This window comes from Herpetosiphon llansteffanensis (genome assembly GCF_003205875.1).
In the GTDB taxonomy this organism is placed as follows: domain Bacteria; phylum Chloroflexota; class Chloroflexia; order Chloroflexales; family Herpetosiphonaceae; genus Herpetosiphon; species Herpetosiphon llansteffanensis.
Genome location: NZ_PUBZ01000147.1, coordinates 45,427 through 67,533 on the forward strand (window position 1 = coordinate 45,427; position 22,107 = coordinate 67,533).

Here is a 22,107-nt window from a genome sequence, read left to right on the forward strand (position 1 = left end):
GCAAATTTGCTGAGGGCTTTGGTTTTTTAGGCTACTCGTCGTTGCCGTAGCTATCGAGAAACAAAACTTCATCGGCACGGACGACGGTTTTGGAGCGGCGCTGACCACTGTCTTTGTCTTCCCACGAGCGGGTGTGGAGGCTGCCAACGACGCGGACTCGGCTGCCTTTGTGCAAGCGATCTTGGCAAATATCGCCAAGCCCATTCCAAGCTTCGATCGTGGTCCATTCGGTGTCGAACGTTTGCTCGCCTTGTTCGTCTTTGCTGCCAAAGCGCTTGGTCGCTACGTTGAAATCGCAGACCCCAACCCCCGATGGCAAAAAGCGTTGGGTTGGTTCGCCGCCAAGCCAGCCGATCAGTTCAACTCGATTTACGGTTCCTTTAACGTTCATTTGAAACTCCTCTGGTTTAGTGTACTTACTCAGTTGCCCATAGTTAGAGACGAAGATTGCGAATTTTTGGCTAGCCAATAGTCATTGGTTTTGCTTGCACATGGGCTAGCCAGCTCTAGGACTTTTAGCGGCGCAAGCTGCGTTGTTGCAGTTCTTGCAACAGTGCGCCTGCTTCGTTGACCGAAAGATCATCGAGCTGTTGCGCGCCGAAGCGTTGGCGAATTTCAGCGTTCAGATCAACGCCTTGCTGACCGGCAACTCGTTGCAGCGCTGCCAATTGGCGCGTGCTAGCAGGTGGCTCGCTTGCCGTCGATTCGAGCATGTTGCTTGTGCTACTGGCACTTGGTCTGGTAGCAACCGGAGCCGCAGCGCTCGTTTGGCCGGTTGCTGGCTTTTGATCTAATTGCTGCTTCAAGCCATCGATAATTTCCGAAGCTTGGCCTTTGGTCAGGGTTTCATAGCTTGCATTGTGTTCTTGCAAGGTTGCTTGCATCTGGCCATCGTTAATTGCCAACGCGTTGATCAAATAATCTAAGTACGAGCGTTGTTTTTCGCTTGCAGGCGAATCGGGGTCGGCGATGCGTGGCGTATTGATCGCCGGGTGAGCATCACGCAAGGCATTAATTTGGGCCTCAACCGCTGCTTGTTGGGCGCGAAAGATGCGCCAGCCGGTTTCGACAGCTTGACTGATTGCTGCATCATCAGCCGTTGGAGGGAGTGCAATTGTTTCTTCAATCGTTATATAATCATCTCCAGAGCGAATTGCAGCGCGGTAGGTGCGGGTTACTAAAGCTTCCTGTTCCATCGTTTGTACTCCAGTTCAATCGTTAATACTCATCCCAGCGTTTACTATCACGACCCGCTTGGTTTTGAGATGAGTATAGCTGACAGTTGTGTCAAATAACGTCACAAATCGATCTTGCTGGCCGCGAAACACCCCTAAACTATGGAGGATGCTATGTCAAGCTTTTTAGCCGATGATCAAAACCCGATTTTTTACACCGACACTGGCGGCCAAAAGCCAGCAATTATCTTTATTCATGGCTGGACAAGTGCTGGCTCACACTGGGTTGGCATTACCACAGCGCTCCGCCGTTGGTATCGCTGTATCGCGATCGACCTGCGGGGCCATGGGCGTACTCCAGGCCAAGGCTCGCTGACAATTGCGCGCTTGGCTCAAGATTTACAGCAATTAATCGAGCACCTCAAGCTTGAAAAACCAACGATCGTTGGTTGGTCGATGGGCGGTTTGACGACCTTTGAATATGTGCGCCAATTTGGGGTCGATAACCTCAAAAGTATTGTCTTAGTCGATCAAACCCCGTGTATGCAAACCAGCACAGAATGGACCATGGGTTTGTTTGGGGCCTATACTGCCGACCATATCACCAGTATGCGCCAGCTATTTGAAAGCCAACAACGCCGCGTGTTGCGCCGCTTTGCGATGGGTGTTGTGCATCCTAATCGTTCGCTGTTGCGCTTTGCTACGTGGTTTACCTCGCCCTATCGCCGCAACTACGATCCCAAGGCGCTTTTGCCTTTGGCCGAAGATATGGCCGATCGTGATTATCGCGATTTGTTGGCAACGATGGATGTGCCAATTTTGTTGTGCTATGGCGCGCAAAGCTGGCTTTACCCAGGCAAAGTTGGCGAATATTTGCATGAACACTTGCCCCAATCAACCTTGATTCATTTCGAACGCAGCGGCCATTGCCCACCGTTCGAGGAACCAGTTAAATTCATTCGCACAATTTATCAATTTATGCACCAACAACGAGCAACCCACGCATAACCATTATGCTGAGAGGAGAACGAATGTTATTTCAACGTTTAACGCGCTGTTTTAGTTTGGCAATCTGCCTAAGCTTAATCAGCGCCTGCGCCAGCCAAAATGCCACTCCTGCTACGCCAACTGAGCTTGCAGATAAGCCAACTGCGGTGCAAACCCGCAGCGATAAAGATGCTGCAAATCAAAACCCAACCAAAACGCCGCGTCCGGCTGCCACAGCAACGCCAAGGATCAGCGGCCCCCACTTTGAGCAAGTTGGTGGTTTGCGGCTCAAGCCACCAATCGAAGGTCGCCACGCCGATCTTACTCTTTACAACGATTTGATTTTGTTGGGCATGCAGCCAGGCTCCTGCCAAGTTGAAAATCGCATCACCCTGATTGATGTGAGCGATCCCCGCCAGCCGGAAGTTGCTGGCTATTCGCCGGTCGTCAAAAATGTGTCGCTCGAAGATATGGATGTGGCACGGATTGGCGAGCAGGATATTGCAATTGTGGGAATGCAGCCGTGTAGCAGCGAAACCAAGCCAGGCATTCAAATTTTAGATATTACCGATCCAAGCAAGCCTGTCGAATTGGCTCGTTTTGCAACCACCCTCGGCGTGCATGAGCTTGATCTGACCGTCAACTCAAGCGGCCAAGCCTTGGCTTTGCTTGCTGCCCCAACCAACAACTTGTTTGGCTCAACCCCTATGGCTGAGCATCGGGCAGAATTGTGGATTGTTGATCTGAGCACGCCGAGCAAACCAACCAAGCTCAGCCGCTGGGGCATTGATCAAAAGCCTGATTGGCAAATGCTCGATTATGCCGACCTGACGCGTGGTAATTTTTCTGGAATCTTTTTGCATAGCGTGCGAGCCAGCAGCAATAGCCAACGCGCCTATCTCTCGTATTGGGATGCAGGCGTGATTATCTTGGATATTCAAGACCCAGCGCAACCAATCTACCTTGGCCAAACGCCCTATCCAGCGCTTGCTGAGGGCGATGCGCACTCGGTTGTCGATTGGAATGATGGGCAATTTTTGGCCTTGAATAACGAAGATTTTAGCAATGCCCAGGTGAAAATTAGCCACCCAGCCCTTGCTGAGCCAGCTTATGCCCGTAAATTGCCTTTTAGCGAAAAGCTTGCTGCACCATTGAGTGCTGAAGTTGTGGCGCTTGAGCAAGCATGCGATCCCAAGGCTGAATATCCAGATTTTGCTGGCCGCTTTGTGTTAGTCGACATGGCTGGTTGTTCGATTGAGCGTAAGTTTATCGTGGCCCAAAATGGCAAGGCAGCAGGGCTGTTGCTCTACGCCAACAAGCCTTATCAGGAGTTAGCATTTGGTGATGATATTGATCTGGTCACTGAGTTTAATTTGCCGATGTATTTGCTGAGCAGCACAACCGCTGCGGCTTTGTTGAGCCAGCCTGAGGCCAAGGCCACAATCGAACAGTATTTTGATGGTGGCGGGGCAATTCAATTCTTTGATCTCAGCGATCCGAGCAAGCCCGTGGAAATTGGCCGTTATAACACGCCAAATTCAATCGATGCGAAGCGCGCTACCAATCCAACCGTGCATAACTCCGAGGTGCAGGGCCAATATCTGTATGCTTCGTGGTATCGCGATGGCTTGCGCATGCTCGACATTAGCGACCCCAGCCAGCCAAAAGAGGTTGCCGCTTGGCCAAACGGCAACTCGCCGAGTGTCAATCTGTGGGGTGTGCAAGTGCGTGATCACTATGTCTATGTTAGCGATTTTAGTTATGGCCTCTATATTTTGGAGTTTCACGCCGAATAAATTAACAAAAGCTGCTGGCATGAATGTTTATGCCAGCAGCTTTTGATTTAACGAGCAACGAAAGCTGCTAGAACAGCTTGCAATTGATAAATATTAATGCGGCTGTTGAATTGTTTTTGAATCGGTACAGGATTGCCCGAAATCCAAATTTTCAACTCAGCATCGAGATCAAAATGGCCAGCGGTTTCGATGCTAAAGTGGGTGATACTGCGATAAGGAATCGAATGATATTCGACCTTATTGCCAGTAATACCCTGTTTATCGACCAAAATCAAGCGTTTATCGGTAAAAATAAAGAAATCCCGAATGAGTTGATAGGCTCGTTGAACTTGTTCGCCCCACGCCAGCAGTTGGGCAAAATCGCGTTGCGCTACTTGCGGATCGACTTCCGAAGCATTGCCCATTAATCCATCAAATAAGCCCATAGTAGTTCCTCCTGTTGTGGTTCGCTATGGGTTTATACGCCGCAAGCTGGCGATTGTTGCGTTAGCGGCCTAGCTCAGGCTCGAATAATTCGCAGCTACCGCAATTCGGGCAAACATACATTTCCAGCCGTTCGCGCTTAGTGAAGTTGCCAACTGCGCCAACCAAGGCTCCAGCTAAGGATAGACCTTCGTGGAAATACTTTACGCCGCGAAATTCGAGCGCCGTATCGCAGCGCAAACAAGCGACTTGGCGCTCGCCAATTGGGCTTGCTAAGGCCAACGAGCCATCGCGCAGCCAGCCACAGGTTGCGCATTCTTGCCAATCGTCGGCGACATCAGCACCACAATAACTACAATGTTGCATTCTCAACTCCCTTCAACGCAATTAAATTCTTGTGAATCGCTCTTTGGTATTATTAAAAGATGGCTTTTTCACTACGATGGATCGCCTTCGCGTTCTTTGCGGTTGCTAATTCGTAATTAACTACCAATATGCGGCAAGGCCAATTCTGCGTAGCCACAATAGCCACAGCCGTGTAATTCTAAAATTTGAAAATCGTGGCGAAACGAGCCAAACCGACCTTGCAAAATATCCATTGAATTCGAGCTTTCGCGAAATTGTTTGAAGCCCAAAAATGTCATTTGAGCCTGACAGCGCAGGCAAACCAATTGGCGCACGCTTGGCGGTGGCGGTTCTGGCGGAGCAATGCTCAGCGAGCCATCGCGCAGCCAGCCACAACTTGGGCATTCTTCCCAATCTTCTGGTACTTCATCGCCACAATACGGGCATTTGGCAGGCTCAAGCGGCAGTGCCAAGGAACCATCGCGCAGCCAGCCACAAGTTTTACACTCTTCCCAATCGTCGGGTACATCGTTGCCACAATAGGTACATGCTTGCATGATCAATCTCTCGCTAGTAGATGCTTGTTTCGAGCAAAAACCATACGCTGCCAGCAAGCGAGTGTTGCAATGCGCAAAAATAACGGCGCAAGCTCAATGCTTACGCCGTTGACGGTCATTATCTGCTGCCACCAACTTCGAGTGGCATTTCACTGGTCAGGGTTTCGGCCTCGGTGGTTACTGGCAAGCCCAAATCTCTGCGCCGCTGATCGGCCAAGCGGCGTTTTTCGGCAACCATTTCGGGCGTGACATACTCGTCGAAGGTGCGCAAACCAGCTAATTTCAGACCATGCTTTTTGAATAAACGATACATTTCCTTGACCCGATCCATTTCGATGTTGCGGCCAAGGGTATAATCGTCGAACTTACCATCAAGCGCCAAGAGTGCTGTCTCAGAAAGGCAGGCATAGGCTGTGCCTGCTGGCAAGCCAATATCAAAGCCAAAATCGACCTCGCCGGGCAAGGTAATTTCGCCCGATTCGATCACCAAAACATCTGGGCGTTTGGCAGCATCATCTTCTTTGATGTCTGGTGGGCGAGCCACATCACAGACCACCGCACCTGGTTTTAGGCGTTCAATATCGACAATTTTGGTGTTGAGGGCGGTTGTGGTGGTAACAATTAAGTCGGCGCTGCCAACATAATCATCAGCCTTGGTGGCAATTGTCACTTTGGCATTGGGCGTTTCGGCCTCAATTTGCTTTTTCAAGGCGATCAAGCGCTCAGGCCGTGGCGCAATCAGTACCACATCGCCAATGGCTTGAGCCAGCAAGCGCGAACAAACCGCGCCAATCGAGCCAGTTGCCCCAATCACCACAGCAGTACCTTGATCAACCCGCCCGCCCATCAGAATGACTGCTTGTTTCGCAGCTTCGAGGGTTGCGGCAACGGTCAGCGAGTTGCCCGAGGTAATGCCAATATCGGATTTTTGGGCCACTGTGATGCCCGCATCGCCAACTACCGAGGTAAACGCGCCCAAGCCCATCAGCTTTGCACCCATGCGTTCGGCCATGCGCGCTGCTTTGATCAAGCGGCGATAGGTAAATGCAGTCGGGCGGCGCATTAATTCGCGTGGCGTAGCGCCCAAGGTCAGCAAAATGCCCTCAATCTCTTTGCCAGTGCCAGTCGATTTGATGCCCTTCATTTTCGAAAGATACATTGGTGGCAAATGAGCCATAGCGCGTTCGACCAAGCGTTGCGGCACATATTTGAGCACTTTGAAGCGCGGATCTTTATAGATAAATTTGGTCGAAAGTGGGTGAATCACAAAGGCAAATTTTTCTAATTCTTCGTCGTTGGTGAGGCGCTGAATGTGCGGCTCCCAATTGGCATCGGCAGTAATTTGCAAAACGGTGGCTTCATCAAGCTCGCGCTTGCCCGTCACCGCCAAAATCATGGCCTCAAGTACATCTGCTGAAACAAACGGATGCTCTTCGCTAATTTTTGGCGTAAGCGTAATTAAGGTATGCGCTCCGCGTTGGCGCAAATCTTCAATCTCAGCAGGCGAGGGATCGTCGGTCAAAATCGTGCGGCCACGCAAATCTTGGGGGGCGTAGCGCCGAATGAAGGCAAAATCGCCAGCCAACACATCGGCCCAAGCGCAATCTTTTTCAAGCCGGCTATCGTGGGTTGCGCCCTTGCCAATTGGGTGAATCCGCCGATAGGGCTTTTTGGCCAAATCGGGCATGGCAAATTTGGCGTAGCGCTCCAATTGGCTTAGCGAGCTGAGGGTAAACGGCAAGCCATAATGCACCTTGGGGTCGGCAAAGCGCAAATCGACGTTATGGTTGCTCAGCGATTCGGCCAACGAATAGCGTTCGATGCCCGAAAAAACCAAAACCCGCCGATAATTGAAACGGCCTGGTTCGCGGGCAACTGCTTGGGCAACCGTCCAGCGTTCGAGGGTCGATTTGAGGAGTACGCCGTCGGCGGTTGGTGTGGTGCGAGCTTGATTGACGATGGTATAGGCTTGGTTGTGTTGATAGCTGGCCTTGCCAACCCGAAAATCAGCAATCACCCCGCCAAGCGCAATTGCATCGACCTTGCCATCGTGTTCGCGAATCAACTGCTTGACCCGTTCGACATCGCCATCGGCTCCAATGCGGCGCACCCGTATTTCTTCGCCCAACAGCGTTGTTGTAAAGCTAAAGTCACGCCGCGAACGACCGAGCGTGATACAGACTACTTCTTTCATAGTGAATCCTCATTGCAAGCCTAGCGAATCGGAGGTTGGATCTATCGCGCTTGAGATTAGGGAGTGAGCATAGCGAAGTACAGCAATGTTTATAGATGGATTATAGCCGATTATTGCTTGCCAAGGCAATGCAAGGGGAAAAGTCACAAATCAGAAGTCAGAAAGCAAAAGTCAAAAGGCAGAAATTAAGTTGTAGGGATCAAGGGCTGGGGATCGGGGATCGGGCTTTGGGCTATTGGCTATCGGGCAGCATAAACCTAATCCTGAAAATCTGTGCCAATCTGTGGCTCAAAATTTCATGGCTTTTGGCTTTTGGCTATTGGCTTTCATCCTTCATCCCTCATCCCTCATCCTTCATACTTTCGCTCTGCGCTATATTGACAGAAGTGGATAGTTGTGGCACTGTACTTCACGCCGCACGAATTCCCGCTCGTGCCTCAACGAGGCCACCTAAGCGACGCTGCTCCAGTACACGTCAACTTTGAACTGATTCGCCGCGTTTCGAATGCGTCGGTTGGTGGCACAGTGTGAACTTTTAAGGAAAACCCTATGGATATTAAATTGGTGATTGTTGAGTCGCCAGCTAAAGCAAAAACGATTCAAAAATATCTGGGCGCTGGCTATCGCGTCACCGCGAGCATGGGCCATGTGCGCGATTTGCCCAAGAGTAAAATTGGCATTGATATTGACAATGATTTTACCCCGGTCTATGAAATTAGCGCGGGCAAAGATAAGCTCATTGCCGACTTAAAGCGCGAAATCAAAGCGGCTACTGCAATTTACCTCGCAACTGACCACGACCGCGAAGGCGAAGCAATTGCTTGGCATATTTTGCAAGCAGCCAATATTGGCAAACGCAAACCAGTCTATCGGATTACCTTTAATGAAATTACCAAGGATGCGATTCAAAGCGCAATTCGTAATCCACGCGAAATTGATGCTAACTTGGTCGATGCCCAACAAGCTCGGCGCGTGCTCGACCGCTTAGTCGGCTACAAAATTTCACCGATTTTGTGGGCGAAAGTGCGCCGCGGGCTTTCGGCTGGTCGCGTTCAATCGGTTGCCGTGCGCATGGTCGTCGAGCGCGAACGCGAAATCGAAAGCTTCGAACCCAAAGAATATTGGACGATCGAAGCCGATTTATCGCCAACTGGCTTGAAAAAGCTGGCCAAAAACGATATTTTTCGCGCAATTCTCCATGCCCGCAATGGCAAAAAGCTCGATAAATTTGCAATTCCCAGCAAAGACGATGCTGATGCTGTGTTGAATGCCTTGGAAGGCGCAAATTATATTGTCGGGGCGATTACGCGCAAAGATAAACGCCGCTCGCCTTCGCCGCCATTTATCACCAGTACCTTGCAACAAGAGGCCAGCCGCAAGCTTGGTTTTAGCTCCAAACGCACCATGCAAGTGGCTCAAAAGCTCTATGAAGGGGTTGATGTTGGCGGCAAGGATGGCACAGTTGGTTTGATTACTTATATGCGTACCGACTCGACCAACGTTGCGGTCGATGCGCAAAATGAGGCTCGCAGCCTAATCACCGAGCTGTATGGCAAGGAATATGCGCCAGCCAAACCCAATATCTACAAAACTAAGGCCAAAGGGGCGCAAGAAGCTCACGAAGCAATTCGCCCAACCAGCGTGATGCGTCGCCCTGATCAATTAAAAGCCACGATTGGCCGCGATGAGCTGCGCTTATACGATTTGATCTGGAAGCGCTTTATGGCTTCGCAAATGGCTGCGGCAATTTTTGATAGTACAAGCATTGATATTGGCGCTGGGGTTGGCATCAAAACCGCTACTGGCGCGCCGTTTACTTTTCGTGCAACTGGCTCGGTGCTCAAATTCAATGGCTTTTTGGCGGTCTATAACGTGAGCCTTGATGAAGGTGACGAGGACGAAGACAAAGAGGCCTTGTTGCCGCAACTCAACGAAGGCCAAGCCCTCGATTTGCACGATTTATTTGGCGAGCAACACTTTACCACGCCACCACCGCGCTACACCGAGGCAACCTTGGTCAAGCAGATGGAAAGCGAAGGCATTGGCCGCCCATCAACCTACGCACCAACGATTTCGACGATTGTTGCTCGCGAGTATGTTGAGTTGGTTGAAAAGAAATTGCTGCCAACCACCTTGGGCCGCGTGGTCACCGATTTGCTGGTCGAGCACTTCAAAGATATTGTCGATTACAACTTTACTTCGGATATGGAACAGCGGCTTGATGATATTGCTGAAGGCCAGCGCCGTTGGGTGCCTGTGCTGCGCGAATTCTACGATCCGTTTGCAGTGCGCTTGCACGCTGCCGAAACCGAGATGCGCAATGTCAAGCGCGAAGAAATCAAAACCGAGCTGCCATGTCCTCAATGTAGCAATCATTTGGTGATCAAATGGGGCCGCAATGGCGAATTCTTGGCTTGTTCGCACTACCCCGAATGTAGTTGGACTGGTGATTTGGAGCGTGATGGCGAAGGTGGGATTCACATTGCCACACAGCCCGAAATCTTCGGCAACACTACCTGTCCAGAATGTGGCAACCCGATGAGCCTCAAAAAAGGCCGTTTTGGCCCGTTCTTGGCCTGCAACAACTACCCAACCTGCAAAGGCATTCGCAAAGTTCGCGCTCAAGGCAAAGATTTTGTGGTGATTCCGCCGCCCAAGCCAACCGAAGAAAAATGCCCCAAATGTGGCCGCCCAATGGTCCAAAAAGAGGGCAAATTCGGGCCATTCTTGTCGTGTACCGGCTACCCCACATGTCGTTCGATTGTGCGCCTAACGCCCAACGATGCGCCAACCTGCCCGCAATGTGGCGAGGGCAAAGTGGTTGCCAAGCGTGCTCGTGGTGGCCGCACTTTCTATTCGTGCACCCGCTACCCCGATTGCACCTATGCCAGCAATGCGCTGCCAGTTGCCGTTTCGGAAGAAGTAGCCTAAGCTTTTTGTTTGACGCAGGGTTTTATCGTTGTTCGATAAAGCCTTGCGTTGCTGTTTAACCAAGGAGATCATGGTGCTCAAGCATCTTGCCGAAGCCTTGCGCTTTCTTACCATCTTGCCTGTGCCCGGCAAACCAGCCATGAGCGAACAAGCGCTTGTGCGTTCGATGGTGGCTTTTCCCTTGGCGGGCACGCTGATTGGTGGCTTGGTGGCGGCGACATGGTTTGGTGCAACTTGGCTGTGGGGCGCGACAACTGGCAGTTTGGCTGCAATTTTAACTTGGGGCGCAATTACCAGCGCTTTGCATTTAGATGGCATTGCTGATAGTGCTGATGCGCTGTTTAGCTGGCGTTCGCGTGAGCGCAAGCTCGAAATTATGAAAGATAGCCGCATTGGCACGATGGGAGCAATTGCGTTAATTAGCATCTTGTTGCTGAAATGGCTATTTGCACTTGGCTGTGGCGATCTTGCTTGGCGGGCATTGATTGTTGCGCCAACGCTTGGCCGTTGGGTCGATATTATTGGCATTTTTTGGTTTCCGCCTGCTGCTGAAGGTGGGCTTGGGCGTACATTCCACGATCATACGCGGCGTAGCGATTTTTGGTGGGCGACGATTTGGGCTGGTTTGGTTGCTGCGGGCTTGCTCTGGTGGTGGGCTGGCTTGATTTTTGGCGTGGTGATTGTGGCAACAATCATTATTGCCCGCTGGATGGTGCGCTCGCTTGGCGGCCTCACTGGTGATACTTATGGCGCGCTCTGCGAAATTGCCGAAATGCTGGTTTTGGCCGTGGTTGCAGCCTTAGTTAATCATCACGTGCTTTAAAATACTACCGCGCCAAAAACCGTGGCGCGGGTAAGTGCGAGAATTCATTGCTGAACCCGCTTCTGCTCGGATATATCTACGGACTTTGTTAGCAAATGTTGCAGCAAACTCAAAAAACCATAACTTTTCAAGCTACGATTGAGAGATTTGGCTAATTTGAGCTATGGTTCGCTGCTTATGGGATGCTGGTGATGGTGTCAACCTTGATCAGACAAGCCTCGCCAATCAACATATTGCCTTCAAGCTGTACTTTTTCGCCGAGCTTGACGACCGCTCCCGTTGCATCGTGAACAACAATGGTCTCTTTGGTGTAATCTTCTGGCACTAAAATCTGATTTTTGCCAGTGCCTTCGTTAATATCTGCTGTAAAACCCTCGTTTTGGCTCGGTTCAGCCACAAACTCCAACCCACATTGAACGTGGCTGCTGCTGATATTCGAGCAAAAGATAGACGAATTAACCGCCAAATAGCCTTCCGTTTTGATGCGTTTGCCGCTATTGCTTGCTTGGCAGGCATCAGCAAAACTCACGGCAGTTGTCTCGCCACAACTCGCCAATAAACCAAGCGCCAACAAGCATCCCAACTGCCAACTTCGACGCATTCCTGCTCCTCTATGGTTAAACAAATGCCACCATGATTCAATTCATGGTGGCATTGTAGCGTTACGAGCAACCAACTGGGTTACTACATCTTGATTTTATGGCCCAGTTTTTTAAGTTCTTCGCTAGCAATCACATATTTTTGAATTTCGTTGGTGCCTTCAAAAATCCGTGTGACCCGCGCATCGCGATACATACGTTCGAGCGGTACTTCGCGGCTAAAGCCCATGCCGCCGTAAATTTGAATCGCTTCGTCAATAATTTGCGAAGCTGCCTCGGTGCAGAACAACTTGACCATTGATGATTCAAGCGTGGCTGGTTTTTTGGCATCAACCAATGCTGCGCAGTGATACACCATTTGCTCCATCGCATAGATTTTGGTTCGCATTTCAGCCAGCTTAATCTGAATTGCTTGGAAATCGGCGATTGGGCGGCCAAATTGTTGGCGTTCAACGCTATAGTGCAAGGCCAAATCGTAGGCTTCTTTGGCCGAGCCAAGCGCGCTTGCACCCAAGCCACAGCGCCCAATATCGAGGGTTTTCATGGCTACGCCGAAGCCTGCGCCAACTTCGCCAAGCACGTTTTTGGCTGGTACGCGGCAATTTTCAAAGAAAATCGAGGCCGTATGCGAAGCGCGTAAGCCCATTTTTTCCTCAACTTTGCCAACTTTGAAGCCTGCAAAATCTTTTTCGACGATAAATGCCGTGATGCCGCCACGTGCGCCGCGCTCGCGATTGGTCGAAGCAAACACGACAATCACATCGGCAAACGAGCCATTGGTGATCCACATTTTGCCGCCGTTGATGACCCAATCGTCGCCATCTTGGGTTGCGGTGGTAGTAATGCTAGCAGCGTCGGAGCCTGCATTTGGCTCGGTCAGCGCCCAAGCGCCCAATAATTTGCCTTCGTTGAGCTTGCTAAGGTAGCGTGATTTTTGCTCATCGTTGCCCGAAAGGAAAATCGACATCCCACACAACTGAGCATGTGCGCCGATAATCGTGCCAGTTGAGGCGCAATAGCGGTTAATTTCTTCTTGCAAAATACAATAACCGACGATCCCTGCGTCAGCGCCGCCGAATTCCTCGGGAAAGGGAATGCCAAGCAAGCCCAAACTGCCTGCTTTGCGAATCGTTTCGAATGGCACGCGCTCTGCTTCGTCTACCTCGCGAGCGATCGGCTTAATTTCCTTGACGGCGAAATCGCGAACGGTTTCACGCAACATGCGTAGCTCTTCGTTGAGTTCCATTGGGGAAACCTCCTAAAATTAAGAATGAATTATGAGGGATGAAGGATGAAGAAACTGATGAAGTATGAAAGATGAGGGATGAATGGTATCCGATAATTCATCAATTTCATGCTAAACTATCTATATGTCCAAGATCGATTCATCCTTCATAATTCATCCTTCATACTTGCTATGTATCGTTTTCTGCAATTAATTGGCTCGCCAAGCGAGATTGGGTGCTATTTGGCGAGTATGCTGCAACGGGTTACATCGCCGTTTCGCTCAAGCTCGTGGGAGCATGATTTGGCCTTTTTGGCTGAATGTGCGGCGATTATTCGGCATACCCATTCGGCCTTGTGGGATGAATTGGCGACGTTTGCTGCTGCCTTTGATGCACCAGCAGAACGCAGTTTGTTTTTGCGGGCTGCGGCCTTGCCTCAAGCCTGTTCAGCAGTGGCTTGGCAACATTCCAGCGGCCAAGTATTCGTTGGGCGCAACTACGATTTTTATATCAATATGCCAACCCGCGATTTGCTCGCCACCAGTAGCAGCTACGGCTATAAGCATATTGGCATGAACGGCGGCTTGGTTGGCGGTCGCTACGATGGCATCAACGAACATGGCTTGTTTGTGGGTTTGCATAAAATTATGGCCGAGCGGCAAGAGCATTTGCAACCAGGTGTGCCGTTTCATCTGCTGCCGCGTTTGGCCTTAGATTTATGTACCAGCACCGCCGAAGTAATTAGCTTGTTTCGCGAATTACCCCAGCTTTCATCCTTTAACTATACTGTTGCTGATCGCCATGGTCATTTTGCGCGTTTAGAGTGCTATCCTGGCCAGCCAATTGGCGTTTTAGAATCGGATACGCTGCTGGCAACCACCAACCACTTCAATCACCCAGAATTGATCCCATTGCAAGGCCGCCGTCCGTTGAGTGATTCCAAGGCGCGTGAAGCTTTTTTATGTGCTGCTGTCGGCCATGAGCAGGGCGATCCTTGGCTGCAAACCGCCCAAGCCATGAGTGATCACCAAACTCCGGTTTGTTGCCATAAAGAGTTTTCGAGCACGCTTTGGTCTGGTTTGTATGAACTAACTCAGCAACGAGTGGCCTATAGTTTTGGCGCACCCTGCCAAGTCGGCTATCGAGAGCTGGAGTTTTAGGCTTGTTTTAACCACGAAGGACACGAAGTTTCACGAAGCTTTGGTTTATTGTTCTTCGTGCTCTTGGTGGTTTCAATTTGGAGTTTTAGGCTTGTTTAACCACGAAGGACATGAAGTTTCACGAAGCTTTGGTTAATCGTGCTTAGTGCTCTTCGTGTTCTTCGTGGTTTCAATTCCTACAACAACTCGAAAATGCCCGCAGCGCCCATGCCGCCACCAACACACATCGTTACCATGCCATAGCGGCCATTGCGGCGACGCAATTCGTTGATGATTTGAACGGTCAGTTTTGCGCCGGTACAGCCGAGTGGGTGGCCCAAGGCAATTGCGCCACCATTAACGTTGGTTTTGCTTTCGTCGATGCCAAGCTCACGAATCACGGCCAAGGCTTGTGCACCAAAGGCTTCGTTCAATTCGATCAAATCGATGTCGCTCAGATTCAAGCCGGTCTTTTTCAAAACCTTCGGAATTGCCACGACTGGGCCGATGCCCATAACTTCTGGGCCAACGCCGCCAACTGCAAAGCCAATAAAGCGAGCCAAGGGTTTGAGGCCAAGTTCATCGGCTTTTTGGCGATTCATCAACAGCACTGCTGCGGCACCATCGCTGGTTTGCGATGAATTGCCAGCGGTTACCGTGCCTTTGACATGGAATACAGGCCGCAATTTGGCTAAGCCTTCCAAGCTGGTGTCGCGGCGTGGGCCTTCATCGACCTTAACCGTCGCATTGCTGCGCTTGATCGTGCCGCCGGCTTCAGCTTCGGCAAACTCAACATCAACAGGCACAATTTCATCAGCAAAGCGGCCTGCTTGAATCGCATCGATCGCTTTCATGTGCGAGCGATACGAAAAAGCATCTGCATCTTCGCGGCTGATGTTGAATTTACGGGCGACGTTTTCAGCGGTCAGGCCCATGTTGATGTAAATCTCTGGATAGTGCTCGGCCATCCATGGGTTGGGGGCAAATTTGTTGCCCGACATTGGCACCATGCTCATCGATTCAGCGCCGCCAGCGATGATCACATCAGCGCCGCCTGCCATAATGCGTTCTGCGCCGAGGGCAATGGTTTGCAAGCCCGAAGCACAAAAGCGATTGACGGTTTGGGCTGGTACATCAATTGGCAAGCCAGCACGTAAAGCGGCAATCCGCGCAATATTCAGGCCTTGCTCGCCCTCAGGCATAGCACAACCCAAAATCAAATCTTCGATTTCGCGCGGGTCTAGGCCGGGAGCTTGTTCAACCACAGCTTTAATCGCTGCTGCTGCCAAATCATCAGGCCGACTATTGCGAAACATCCCGCGCTTGGATTTGCCGACGGCGGTTCGCGCACCAGCAACAATCACAGCTTCATTCATCGTTGAATACTCCTTTGTGGATATGGGGATCGGGTGTTGGGGACTGGGGATCGGATTGGTAATCAATACCAGTTTCACTGATCCGACCAGTGGCTTGATTTGCTCGAAGCGAGCGTAACAAGCCATTGATTAAACGTCCCACTTGACCGATTAATCCTTTAGTTTCAGTTATTTGATCCGATTGAAGAAATCTCAAACGTTCTGCAAGCAGAATATGAGTTTCAACTTCCATCAGCGAGCCACGGGCAATTGATAAAATCGAATGGATTCGGCTTGATAGAGCCGACCGTGGCCTTCGGCAATATTAGCCGGAATTGATGTTACTGCTCGACGTACTTGATTGGTTAGTCCAAATCGCTCTTCGGGCGGCATTGTTTGAGTCACAGCATAGACATTTGCTGCTAGATCCATTGCTTTTTGCCAAACTTCCAAATCTTTGAAACTGCGGATTGCCATTCAGCACCTCAATCCAAATCGCTTGTCGCTTGAAAGTACAATGAATCTAGCGCGCATTCGAACCCTGCCACCCAACAGCCAAATCCCAATTCTCGAATCGCAACGGGTTGGGCTTTACTAGAATGTTAATCTACCAGCCCCCGCCCCCAACAACCAGCCCCCAGTCTTTACTAATTTCGCAACGGCTTGTTGTTTTGCAACATAAACATGATGCGTTCCATAGTTTTTGGTTCGTGGCAAAGTGCCAAGAACACTTCGCGTTCCATCGCCAAGAAATGCTCTTCATCAACCCATTGGGGGCTGCTGAGGTCGCCGCCAGCGATAGCATAGGCTAGTTTGTTGCCAATAAAGGCATCGTATTCGGAAATATAGCCGCCTTGTTGCATCATCCATACGCCGACCCGCATTGCAGCCAAGCCATCGCGGCCAGCGGCATAGAGCTTTTCGCGGGCTGGTGGGGTAAAGCCAGCAGCTGCCAAATCGAGCACGAATTGCTTGGCGCGGCCCAGCAACTCATCGCTGTTCATAACAATCCGATCAGCTTCGGTGACAAAGCCTTGATCGCGAGCCTCGAAGGCGCTGGTGCCAACTTTGGCCATGCCAATTTGCTCGAATACTCGTTGCAGATAGGGCGTTGGATCGCTTTCAGGAGCCAATTTGATTGCAGGAGAGATGACGCGGCGCACAAATTCTTTGACCCCGCCAGCCCCAGGAATCAAGCCAACCCCAACTTCGACCAAGCCCATGTAGGTTTCGGCGGCGATACACATGCGCGAGCCGTGCATCGAAACTTCAGCGCCACCACCAAGCACCCGCCCGAAAGGCGCAGTCACAATTGGCTTGGGCGAGAAGCGCATGCCTTGCATCAGGTCGTGCGAGGTTTTCAACATTTGCTCAAGCTGATCAAATTGATCGTTTTGAGCAGCCATCATCAGCATAAAGATGTTGGCCCCGATGCAGAAATCTGAGCCTTGGTTGCCAACAACCATACCTGTCCAGCGATCGTCTTTGAGCAATTCTAAGGCTTTGAAACCCATTTCAGTGATTTCGCTATCCAGCGCGTTCATCTTGGAATGGAATTCAAAGCACAGTACGCCATCGCCCAAATCGATTAAGCTGGCCGAATCGTTGCTTGCAACTTCTTTGCCAGTGGTGCGCAATTCATCAAGGTCGATTTTTAGCTCGGAGCTTGGCACGGCTTCGTATTCGCCAGTGACGGGACTGTAGGCTTGTTTAGCGCCATCGACCGTTTGATAGAACGACGTATGGCCTTTTTCAAGCAACGCCAGCACCCAATCGGCCACCTGAATATCGCGTTCTTGCATTAGCTTCACGCCATCGGCGAGGCCAATGGCATCCCACATTTCAAATGGTCCCATCTCTTTGGCAAAGCCCCAGCGCAAAGCATTATCGACATCGTAGAGATGGTCGCTAATTTCTGGCACGCGGCGGGCGGCGTAGGCCAATGATGGCAGCAAGGTGTCGGCAATCAACTTACCGCCACGATCTTGGCTTTGGTTGACCAAGAAGCGCAAGCGTGCAGCCAAATTGCCCTGTTTTTTTGCTTGCTTGATGATCGGCAAATCGACTTCACGCGGGGCGCGATGCTCGCCAGTTTCCCAATCGAGCACCCAAAATTCCTTGCCATTGGCACCTTTGACGGTTTTGTAGAAGCCTTGGCCAGATTTTTGGCCGAGCCAGCCGCGTTCCATCAAGCCTTGAACTGGAGCCGGAGCCAGCAACGCATCGCGTGATTCATCGTTTGGCACGAGATTGTAGAGGTTGTGGGCAACCCCAACCATCACATCGATCCCGACCAAATCGCCAAGCCGGAAGGTTCCCGATTTGGGATTGCCGATCAGCGTGCCAGTTAGGGCATCGACTTCTTCAATCGTGTAGTCGTTATCGACGATATATTTCATGGCATATGCGCCGCCGAAGGTGCCGATGCGGTTGGCGATAAAGTTTGGTGTATCTTTGGCGATAACCACGCCTTTGCCCAAGCGTTCTTGGCCAAAACTGCGAATATAGTCAATAATCGCTGGATCGGTATCTGGAGTTGGAATCACTTCGAGCAATTTCAGGTAGCGTGGTGGGTTGAAGAAGTGAGTGCCAAGGAAGTGCTTTTTGAAATCGTCCGAGCGGCCTTCAGCAATTTTGTGAATCGGAATCCCGCTGGTGTTTGATGAAATAATGCTGTTAGCTTTGCGAATTTCATCGATTCGGGCCATGAGTTGCTGCTTGGGTTCGAGTTTCTCAACGATAACTTCAATCACCCAATCGGCTTCGCTGATCACCGCAAAATCATCTTCGAGATTGCCAAGCTGCACCAACTCGCCAGCTTTTTTATTCATTAGCGCGGCGGGGCTGCTCTTGACCACCCGATCCCAGCCTGTTTGCACAACGCGATTGCGCACAGCTTTGGTTTGCAACGAAAGCCCTTTGGCCTCTTCCTCAGGCGTTAGCGTGCTTGGCACAATATCCAACAACACGGTGCGAACGCCAGCATTGGCCAGATGGGCGGCGATGCCACCGCCCATAGTGCCTGAGCCAATTACCACTGCCCGTTGAATGCGGTACGTCATTGAACCACCTTTCTTTCTGGTTGGAAGCGATTTAATAAACGATCAACTGGAATCAGCGAGGTTTTGCAGCGCTAGTGGCTGATTACAGCTTGGAAAAACGATTAAAGTTCGATGCGGGCAACTTGGCGCAAGCCATCGGTCAACAAATCGACCAACGGATCGCCCAATTGCTGGCGCATAGCATTTTCGACCGCATCGCCACGTTGGCGGGCATCGGGCAAACGCTCTAAACCACTGCTGGTTAAGAGGATGCGAGTTGTGCGCCGATCATTGGGGTCGGGCATGCGTTCGAGCCAGCCATCGCGCTCAAGGCGGTCGATGATTGGCGTTAGGGTTGAATTATCGAGATACGTGCGGCTGGAAAGTTCGCCCATGGTTGGAGCTTCATCGGGCTTCATGGCTACGAGAACGAAGTATTGGGCGGTGGTCAGCCCCAAGGGAGCCAACACCCGATTGTAGTGGCTGATCAATTGGCGGGCTACACGCCCAACTTGAAAACACAAATGATAGTGCGCTTCCACAATGCTACGTCCTTGTAGTGATGATAAAGAACATAGAACATAGAGCATAGAACATAATAGTTGGCTAGAATCAGTTCAATTCTCATACTCTATTTCGTGAACCTTTGCGTTCTTTATGGTTGAACTTCACCTCTCCTATCCAATTTCTCCCTATGTTCTATGTTCTTTGCTCTATGCTCTTCAATCCTACCCCAACAACCGATCCCCAAATTCCTATGTTCTATGTTCTTTGCGCTATGTTCTTCAATCTCTCGTGTACAAATAGTCCGTACACAAACTAACTATACGCAGTGCGTTATGCTTTGTCAAGATTGAGAATTTTGCTACGAAGTGGCTGCTTGCGATGAGAATTTTAGCCAACTAAAAATCCTTTGCCCAGCGAGGGGGACGCTGGGCAAAGGTGCGGCGGAAGGAGGTGTCTACACCGTTGCTGGCTTAGCAGGAGGCGCGGTGGAATTTGCGCCAATCCATGGGGTGCCAAGTCACGGCAACAGTCACAGATCAAGGCCAGAACATCCGGCATTATGTTGGCCAATAGCACCACGATAGCGATCGTGGAAAGGAGGGCCTTGGCCGCAGACCGGCAATCAGAGAATCCTAGCTCAACACGCTACCAAGTTTGGTAGCAACAGTGCTGCAAATATCAAGTTCTTGTGTCAACCGAATGAGTAAGCCCAGCTTCAGGTTTGCGAACCAGTTGAGCGCTGGTAGATACTCGGTTCAGGCATTGCGACGGCTAACCCTCGAACTTTGTTGGCGATTCAGGTGGTTGCAATGGCCTAGCATTACCCACGACATGAATCGTGCCAACGGCGATATTTGATTGCTGCCTGCCTTCGTATGAAGGGCTTTGTTGAAACTAGGCTGTGAAGCGTAGCATCTTCGTTGAGCAGAATTGCTCTGACGATTGTGTCCAGCAGTGATGATGCTTCACGTGGCCTCGTTTGTTTATGGATATAGGATACTGCTGCTTCGGCATAATCAATGAAATACTTTCGCAACGTATCGTAGCGACTCCTTCACCTGCTTAGGCTGGCAACCGCACACTCCAGCCAGCCAAATCCTGCTCCGGCTGTTGTTGCCAAATCAACAAACCATCTTGGGCTAGCCCACTCACCAGCTTGGCAAGCCAGGTTAGATCAGCCTCGTTGCCCAGCCAATCTGGTTTGACTTGCGGCCCCAAGCTTGCCAAATCGAGGCTTTGTTGCGCTTCAAGCGCCCGCAATGCATCAATAATTCGCCCGCGAAAATAGCGATTCGAGCTATGAAATGGTTGCTCGGCAGCCTTTTTGCGGGGTTTGATCACTGGTGGTTGCCACATATCAAGCTGGGTATTGGCTTCGCGCCAAATCGCATACGCTCGACAATGCTGATTAAGCGGGCAGCGCCAACATTGGGGCTTGGCTGCGGTGCAAATCAAGGCTCCCAACTCCATAATTGCTTGGTTCCAAGCCCAACCTTGGCCTGGTGGAATCAGTTGTTGGGCATACTCGATCAGGGTTTGTTCATTGGTTGCTGGCGGCGCATCTTCGGGGCCAACTAACAAGCGCCGCACCACGCGCCGAATATTGGTATCGAGAAATGCTACATCACGCTCGAAGGCAAAACATGCCACCGCTCCCGAGGTATACGCGCCGATGCCTGGCAAATTGCGCAAGCCTTCGGGCGTATCGGGAAAGCCAGCAGGATCGGCGGGATAGCCAGCAGCAACAATCGCTTGGGCGGCACGTTGCAAATTAACCGCCCGCCGATTGTAGCCCAAGCCTTGCCACGAACGAATGACATCGGCAGTTGAGGCGCTAGCCAATGCTTCGACGGTAGGAAACAACGCCAAAAAAGCCTCGTATTTGGGAATCACCCGATCAACTTGGGTTTGTTGCAGCATGGTTTCCGACACCAAAATATAGTAGGGGTTGCGGGTGCGTCGCCAGGGTAAATCGCGGCCATTGGCCTGAAACCACGCCAACAGGTCAGTTTGCAATGCGCTTGTCTCGTTCATAGCTCTTTCTGTTCTAAAATGTTCTAGCTTGATCGTACCATAAACTTGGCAAATTGGCTGAAATCTCAGTCTTTTGGCGCTAGAAAACGAACAACTGTGCGGCTATACTAGACTCACTATCGATTGTATGAGGAGGACTCTTGATGAGTCAGACGCTTGAAACAGGCTATGTCGCTGTTGATGGTGGTGAATTGTATTATGAAGCGGTAGGCAGTGGCTTGCCGTTGGTTTTTGTCCACGCTGGGGTTGCCGATTCGCGCATGTGGGATGCCCAAGTTGCCCATTTTTCACCCAAATATCGCGTGATTCGCTATGATACTCGTGGCTTTGGCCGCTCGAAAACCGAAGCCGTCAGTTTTTCCAATCGCCAAGATCTTTTGGCTGTGCTTGATCATTGTAAGGTTGATCAGGCGATTTTGATTGGGAATTCACGCGGTGGTAGTATTGCGATTGATTCAACCTTGAGCTTTCCCGATCGGGTCAAGGGCTTGGTGGTGCTTGGCTCAGGTTTAGGTGGCTTTGGCTCAGAAGAAATTCCACCCGATTTGGTGGAGCCAATTGGCAAAATGCAAGCCGCCCAAGAAGCCAAAGATTGGGCTTTATTAGCTGAATTAGAGGCTCGCTTTTGGGCCGATGGGCCAAATCAGCCAGCAGGTCGCGCCGATAATGCTGTCTACGAAGCTGTGCGCTCGATGACCTACGAGAATTTTATTAATCAACCAGTCGAGGCCGATGCCCAGCCATTAGACCCACCAGCGGTTGGCCGTTTGGCCGAAATCCAAGTGCCACTGTTGATTTTTATTGGCCTACTTGATGAAGCAGATTGTGTTGAAGCAGCTAAATATCTAGCCGAACACGTAACAAATGCCCAATATGTGGCCTTCCCCGATGTAGCACATATGGTCAGCCTAGAGAAGCCCCAAGAATTCAATCGGATTATTGACGAATTTATCGATCGCAATCACTTGTAATTAA

The 22,107-nt window shown here is 50.8% G+C and carries 18 protein-coding genes and 1 pseudogene; 6 read left to right on the forward strand and 13 right to left on the reverse strand.

The features are described 5' to 3' along the window. Positions 1-31: 31 nt before the first annotated feature. Positions 32-391 carry a single-stranded DNA-binding protein gene (locus tag C5S61_RS23645; protein WP_110519544.1) on the reverse strand — a complete coding sequence of 120 codons (360 nt, stop codon included), beginning with the start codon at positions 389-391 and terminating at the stop codon, positions 32-34. 124 nt (positions 392-515) lie between these two features. Next, the gene (locus C5S61_RS23650) at positions 516-1,196 is read right to left on the reverse strand and encodes a hypothetical protein (protein ID WP_110519546.1); all 681 of its coding nucleotides are present in this window, start codon (positions 1,194-1,196) and stop codon (positions 516-518) included. 153 nt (positions 1,197-1,349) lie between these two features. Between C5S61_RS23650 and C5S61_RS23655 the strand changes: the two genes are divergently transcribed. Together C5S61_RS23655 and C5S61_RS23660 are read left to right on the forward strand one after the other, a co-directional pair. Next, complete coding sequence (locus C5S61_RS23655) at positions 1,350-2,183, forward strand: alpha/beta fold hydrolase (protein WP_164689749.1); 834 nt, start codon at positions 1,350-1,352, stop codon at positions 2,181-2,183. Between the two features lie 23 nt (positions 2,184-2,206). Then, positions 2,207-3,958 carry a PA domain-containing protein gene (locus C5S61_RS23660; protein WP_164689750.1) on the forward strand — a complete coding sequence of 584 codons (1,752 nt, stop codon included), beginning with the start codon at positions 2,207-2,209 and terminating at the stop codon, positions 3,956-3,958. Between the two features lie 47 nt (positions 3,959-4,005). On the opposite strand, the gene C5S61_RS23665 is transcribed toward C5S61_RS23660, so the two are convergent. The 4 genes from C5S61_RS23665 to C5S61_RS23680 form a co-directional block, all read right to left on the reverse strand. After that, the gene (locus C5S61_RS23665; protein WP_110519552.1) at positions 4,006-4,383 is read right to left on the reverse strand and encodes a PH domain-containing protein; all 378 of its coding nucleotides are present in this window, start codon (positions 4,381-4,383) and stop codon (positions 4,006-4,008) included. Positions 4,384-4,444: 61 nt separating this feature from the next. Next, complete coding sequence (locus C5S61_RS23670; RefSeq protein WP_110519553.1) at positions 4,445-4,747, reverse strand: hypothetical protein; 303 nt, start codon at positions 4,745-4,747, stop codon at positions 4,445-4,447. 116 nt (positions 4,748-4,863) lie between these two features. Beyond that, on the reverse strand, positions 4,864-5,283 hold the full coding sequence (locus tag C5S61_RS23675) for a zinc ribbon domain-containing protein (RefSeq protein WP_110519555.1): 420 nt from the start codon (positions 5,281-5,283) through the stop codon (positions 4,864-4,866). Between the two features lie 118 nt (positions 5,284-5,401). Then, entirely contained in the window at positions 5,402-7,477 is a 2,076-nt protein-coding gene (locus C5S61_RS23680) for a DUF8754 domain-containing protein (RefSeq protein ID WP_110519557.1), read from the reverse strand. Positions 7,478-8,026: 549 nt separating this feature from the next. On the opposite strand from C5S61_RS23680, the gene topA reads away from it, so the two are divergent. Together topA and cobS are read left to right on the forward strand one after the other, a co-directional pair. Then, positions 8,027-10,408: a type I DNA topoisomerase gene (topA, locus tag C5S61_RS23685; RefSeq protein WP_110519559.1), complete on the forward strand. Its 2,382-nt coding sequence runs from the start codon at positions 8,027-8,029 to the stop codon at positions 10,406-10,408. A 70-nt stretch (positions 10,409-10,478) separates the two neighbouring features. Beyond that, entirely contained in the window at positions 10,479-11,231 is a 753-nt protein-coding gene (cobS, locus tag C5S61_RS23690) for an adenosylcobinamide-GDP ribazoletransferase (RefSeq protein WP_164689751.1), read from the forward strand. A gap of 175 nt (positions 11,232-11,406) precedes the next feature. Here cobS and C5S61_RS23695 read toward each other — a convergent pair whose 3' ends face one another. Further along, positions 11,407-11,832 carry a hypothetical protein gene (locus C5S61_RS23695; protein ID WP_110519561.1) on the reverse strand — a complete coding sequence of 142 codons (426 nt, stop codon included), beginning with the start codon at positions 11,830-11,832 and terminating at the stop codon, positions 11,407-11,409. Positions 11,833-11,915: 83 nt separating this feature from the next. Further along, complete coding sequence (locus C5S61_RS23700) at positions 11,916-13,076, reverse strand: acyl-CoA dehydrogenase family protein (RefSeq protein ID WP_110519563.1); 1,161 nt, start codon at positions 13,074-13,076, stop codon at positions 11,916-11,918. Between the two features lie 171 nt (positions 13,077-13,247). On the opposite strand from C5S61_RS23700, the gene C5S61_RS23705 reads away from it, so the two are divergent. Continuing rightward, positions 13,248-14,216, forward strand: a complete 969-nt coding sequence (locus C5S61_RS23705; protein WP_164689752.1) for a C45 family autoproteolytic acyltransferase/hydrolase — start codon at positions 13,248-13,250, stop codon at positions 14,214-14,216. 176 nt (positions 14,217-14,392) lie between these two features. Here the strand turns inward: C5S61_RS23705 and C5S61_RS23710 are convergent, their stop codons facing one another. The 5 genes and pseudogenes from C5S61_RS23710 to C5S61_RS23730 all read right to left on the reverse strand — a co-directional run bounded on the left by C5S61_RS23710 (position 14,393) and on the right by C5S61_RS23730 (position 21,132). Beyond that, complete coding sequence (locus C5S61_RS23710; protein ID WP_110519567.1) at positions 14,393-15,571, reverse strand: acetyl-CoA C-acyltransferase; 1,179 nt, start codon at positions 15,569-15,571, stop codon at positions 14,393-14,395. Then, positions 15,564-16,027, reverse strand: a pseudogene (locus C5S61_RS27630) (four helix bundle protein). Before C5S61_RS27630 ends, C5S61_RS23710 begins: the two are co-directional and overlap by 8 nt. 170 nt (positions 16,028-16,197) lie before the next feature. After that, positions 16,198-18,612, reverse strand: coding sequence for a 3-hydroxyacyl-CoA dehydrogenase/enoyl-CoA hydratase family protein (locus C5S61_RS23720; protein WP_110519569.1), 2,415 nt, complete (start codon positions 18,610-18,612; stop codon positions 16,198-16,200). A 101-nt stretch (positions 18,613-18,713) separates the two neighbouring features. Beyond that, positions 18,714-19,133, reverse strand: a complete 420-nt coding sequence (locus C5S61_RS23725; RefSeq protein WP_164689753.1) for a MarR family winged helix-turn-helix transcriptional regulator — start codon at positions 19,131-19,133, stop codon at positions 18,714-18,716. Between the two features lie 1,027 nt (positions 19,134-20,160). Continuing rightward, a complete protein-coding gene (locus C5S61_RS23730) occupies positions 20,161-21,132 on the reverse strand; it encodes an A/G-specific adenine glycosylase (RefSeq protein WP_110519573.1) in 972 nt (323 codons plus the stop codon). Positions 21,133-21,275: 143 nt separating this feature from the next. Between C5S61_RS23730 and C5S61_RS23735 the strand changes: the two genes are divergently transcribed. Then, entirely contained in the window at positions 21,276-22,103 is an 828-nt protein-coding gene (locus tag C5S61_RS23735; RefSeq protein ID WP_110519575.1) for an alpha/beta fold hydrolase, read from the forward strand. The last annotated feature ends 4 nt before the right edge of the window (positions 22,104-22,107 follow it).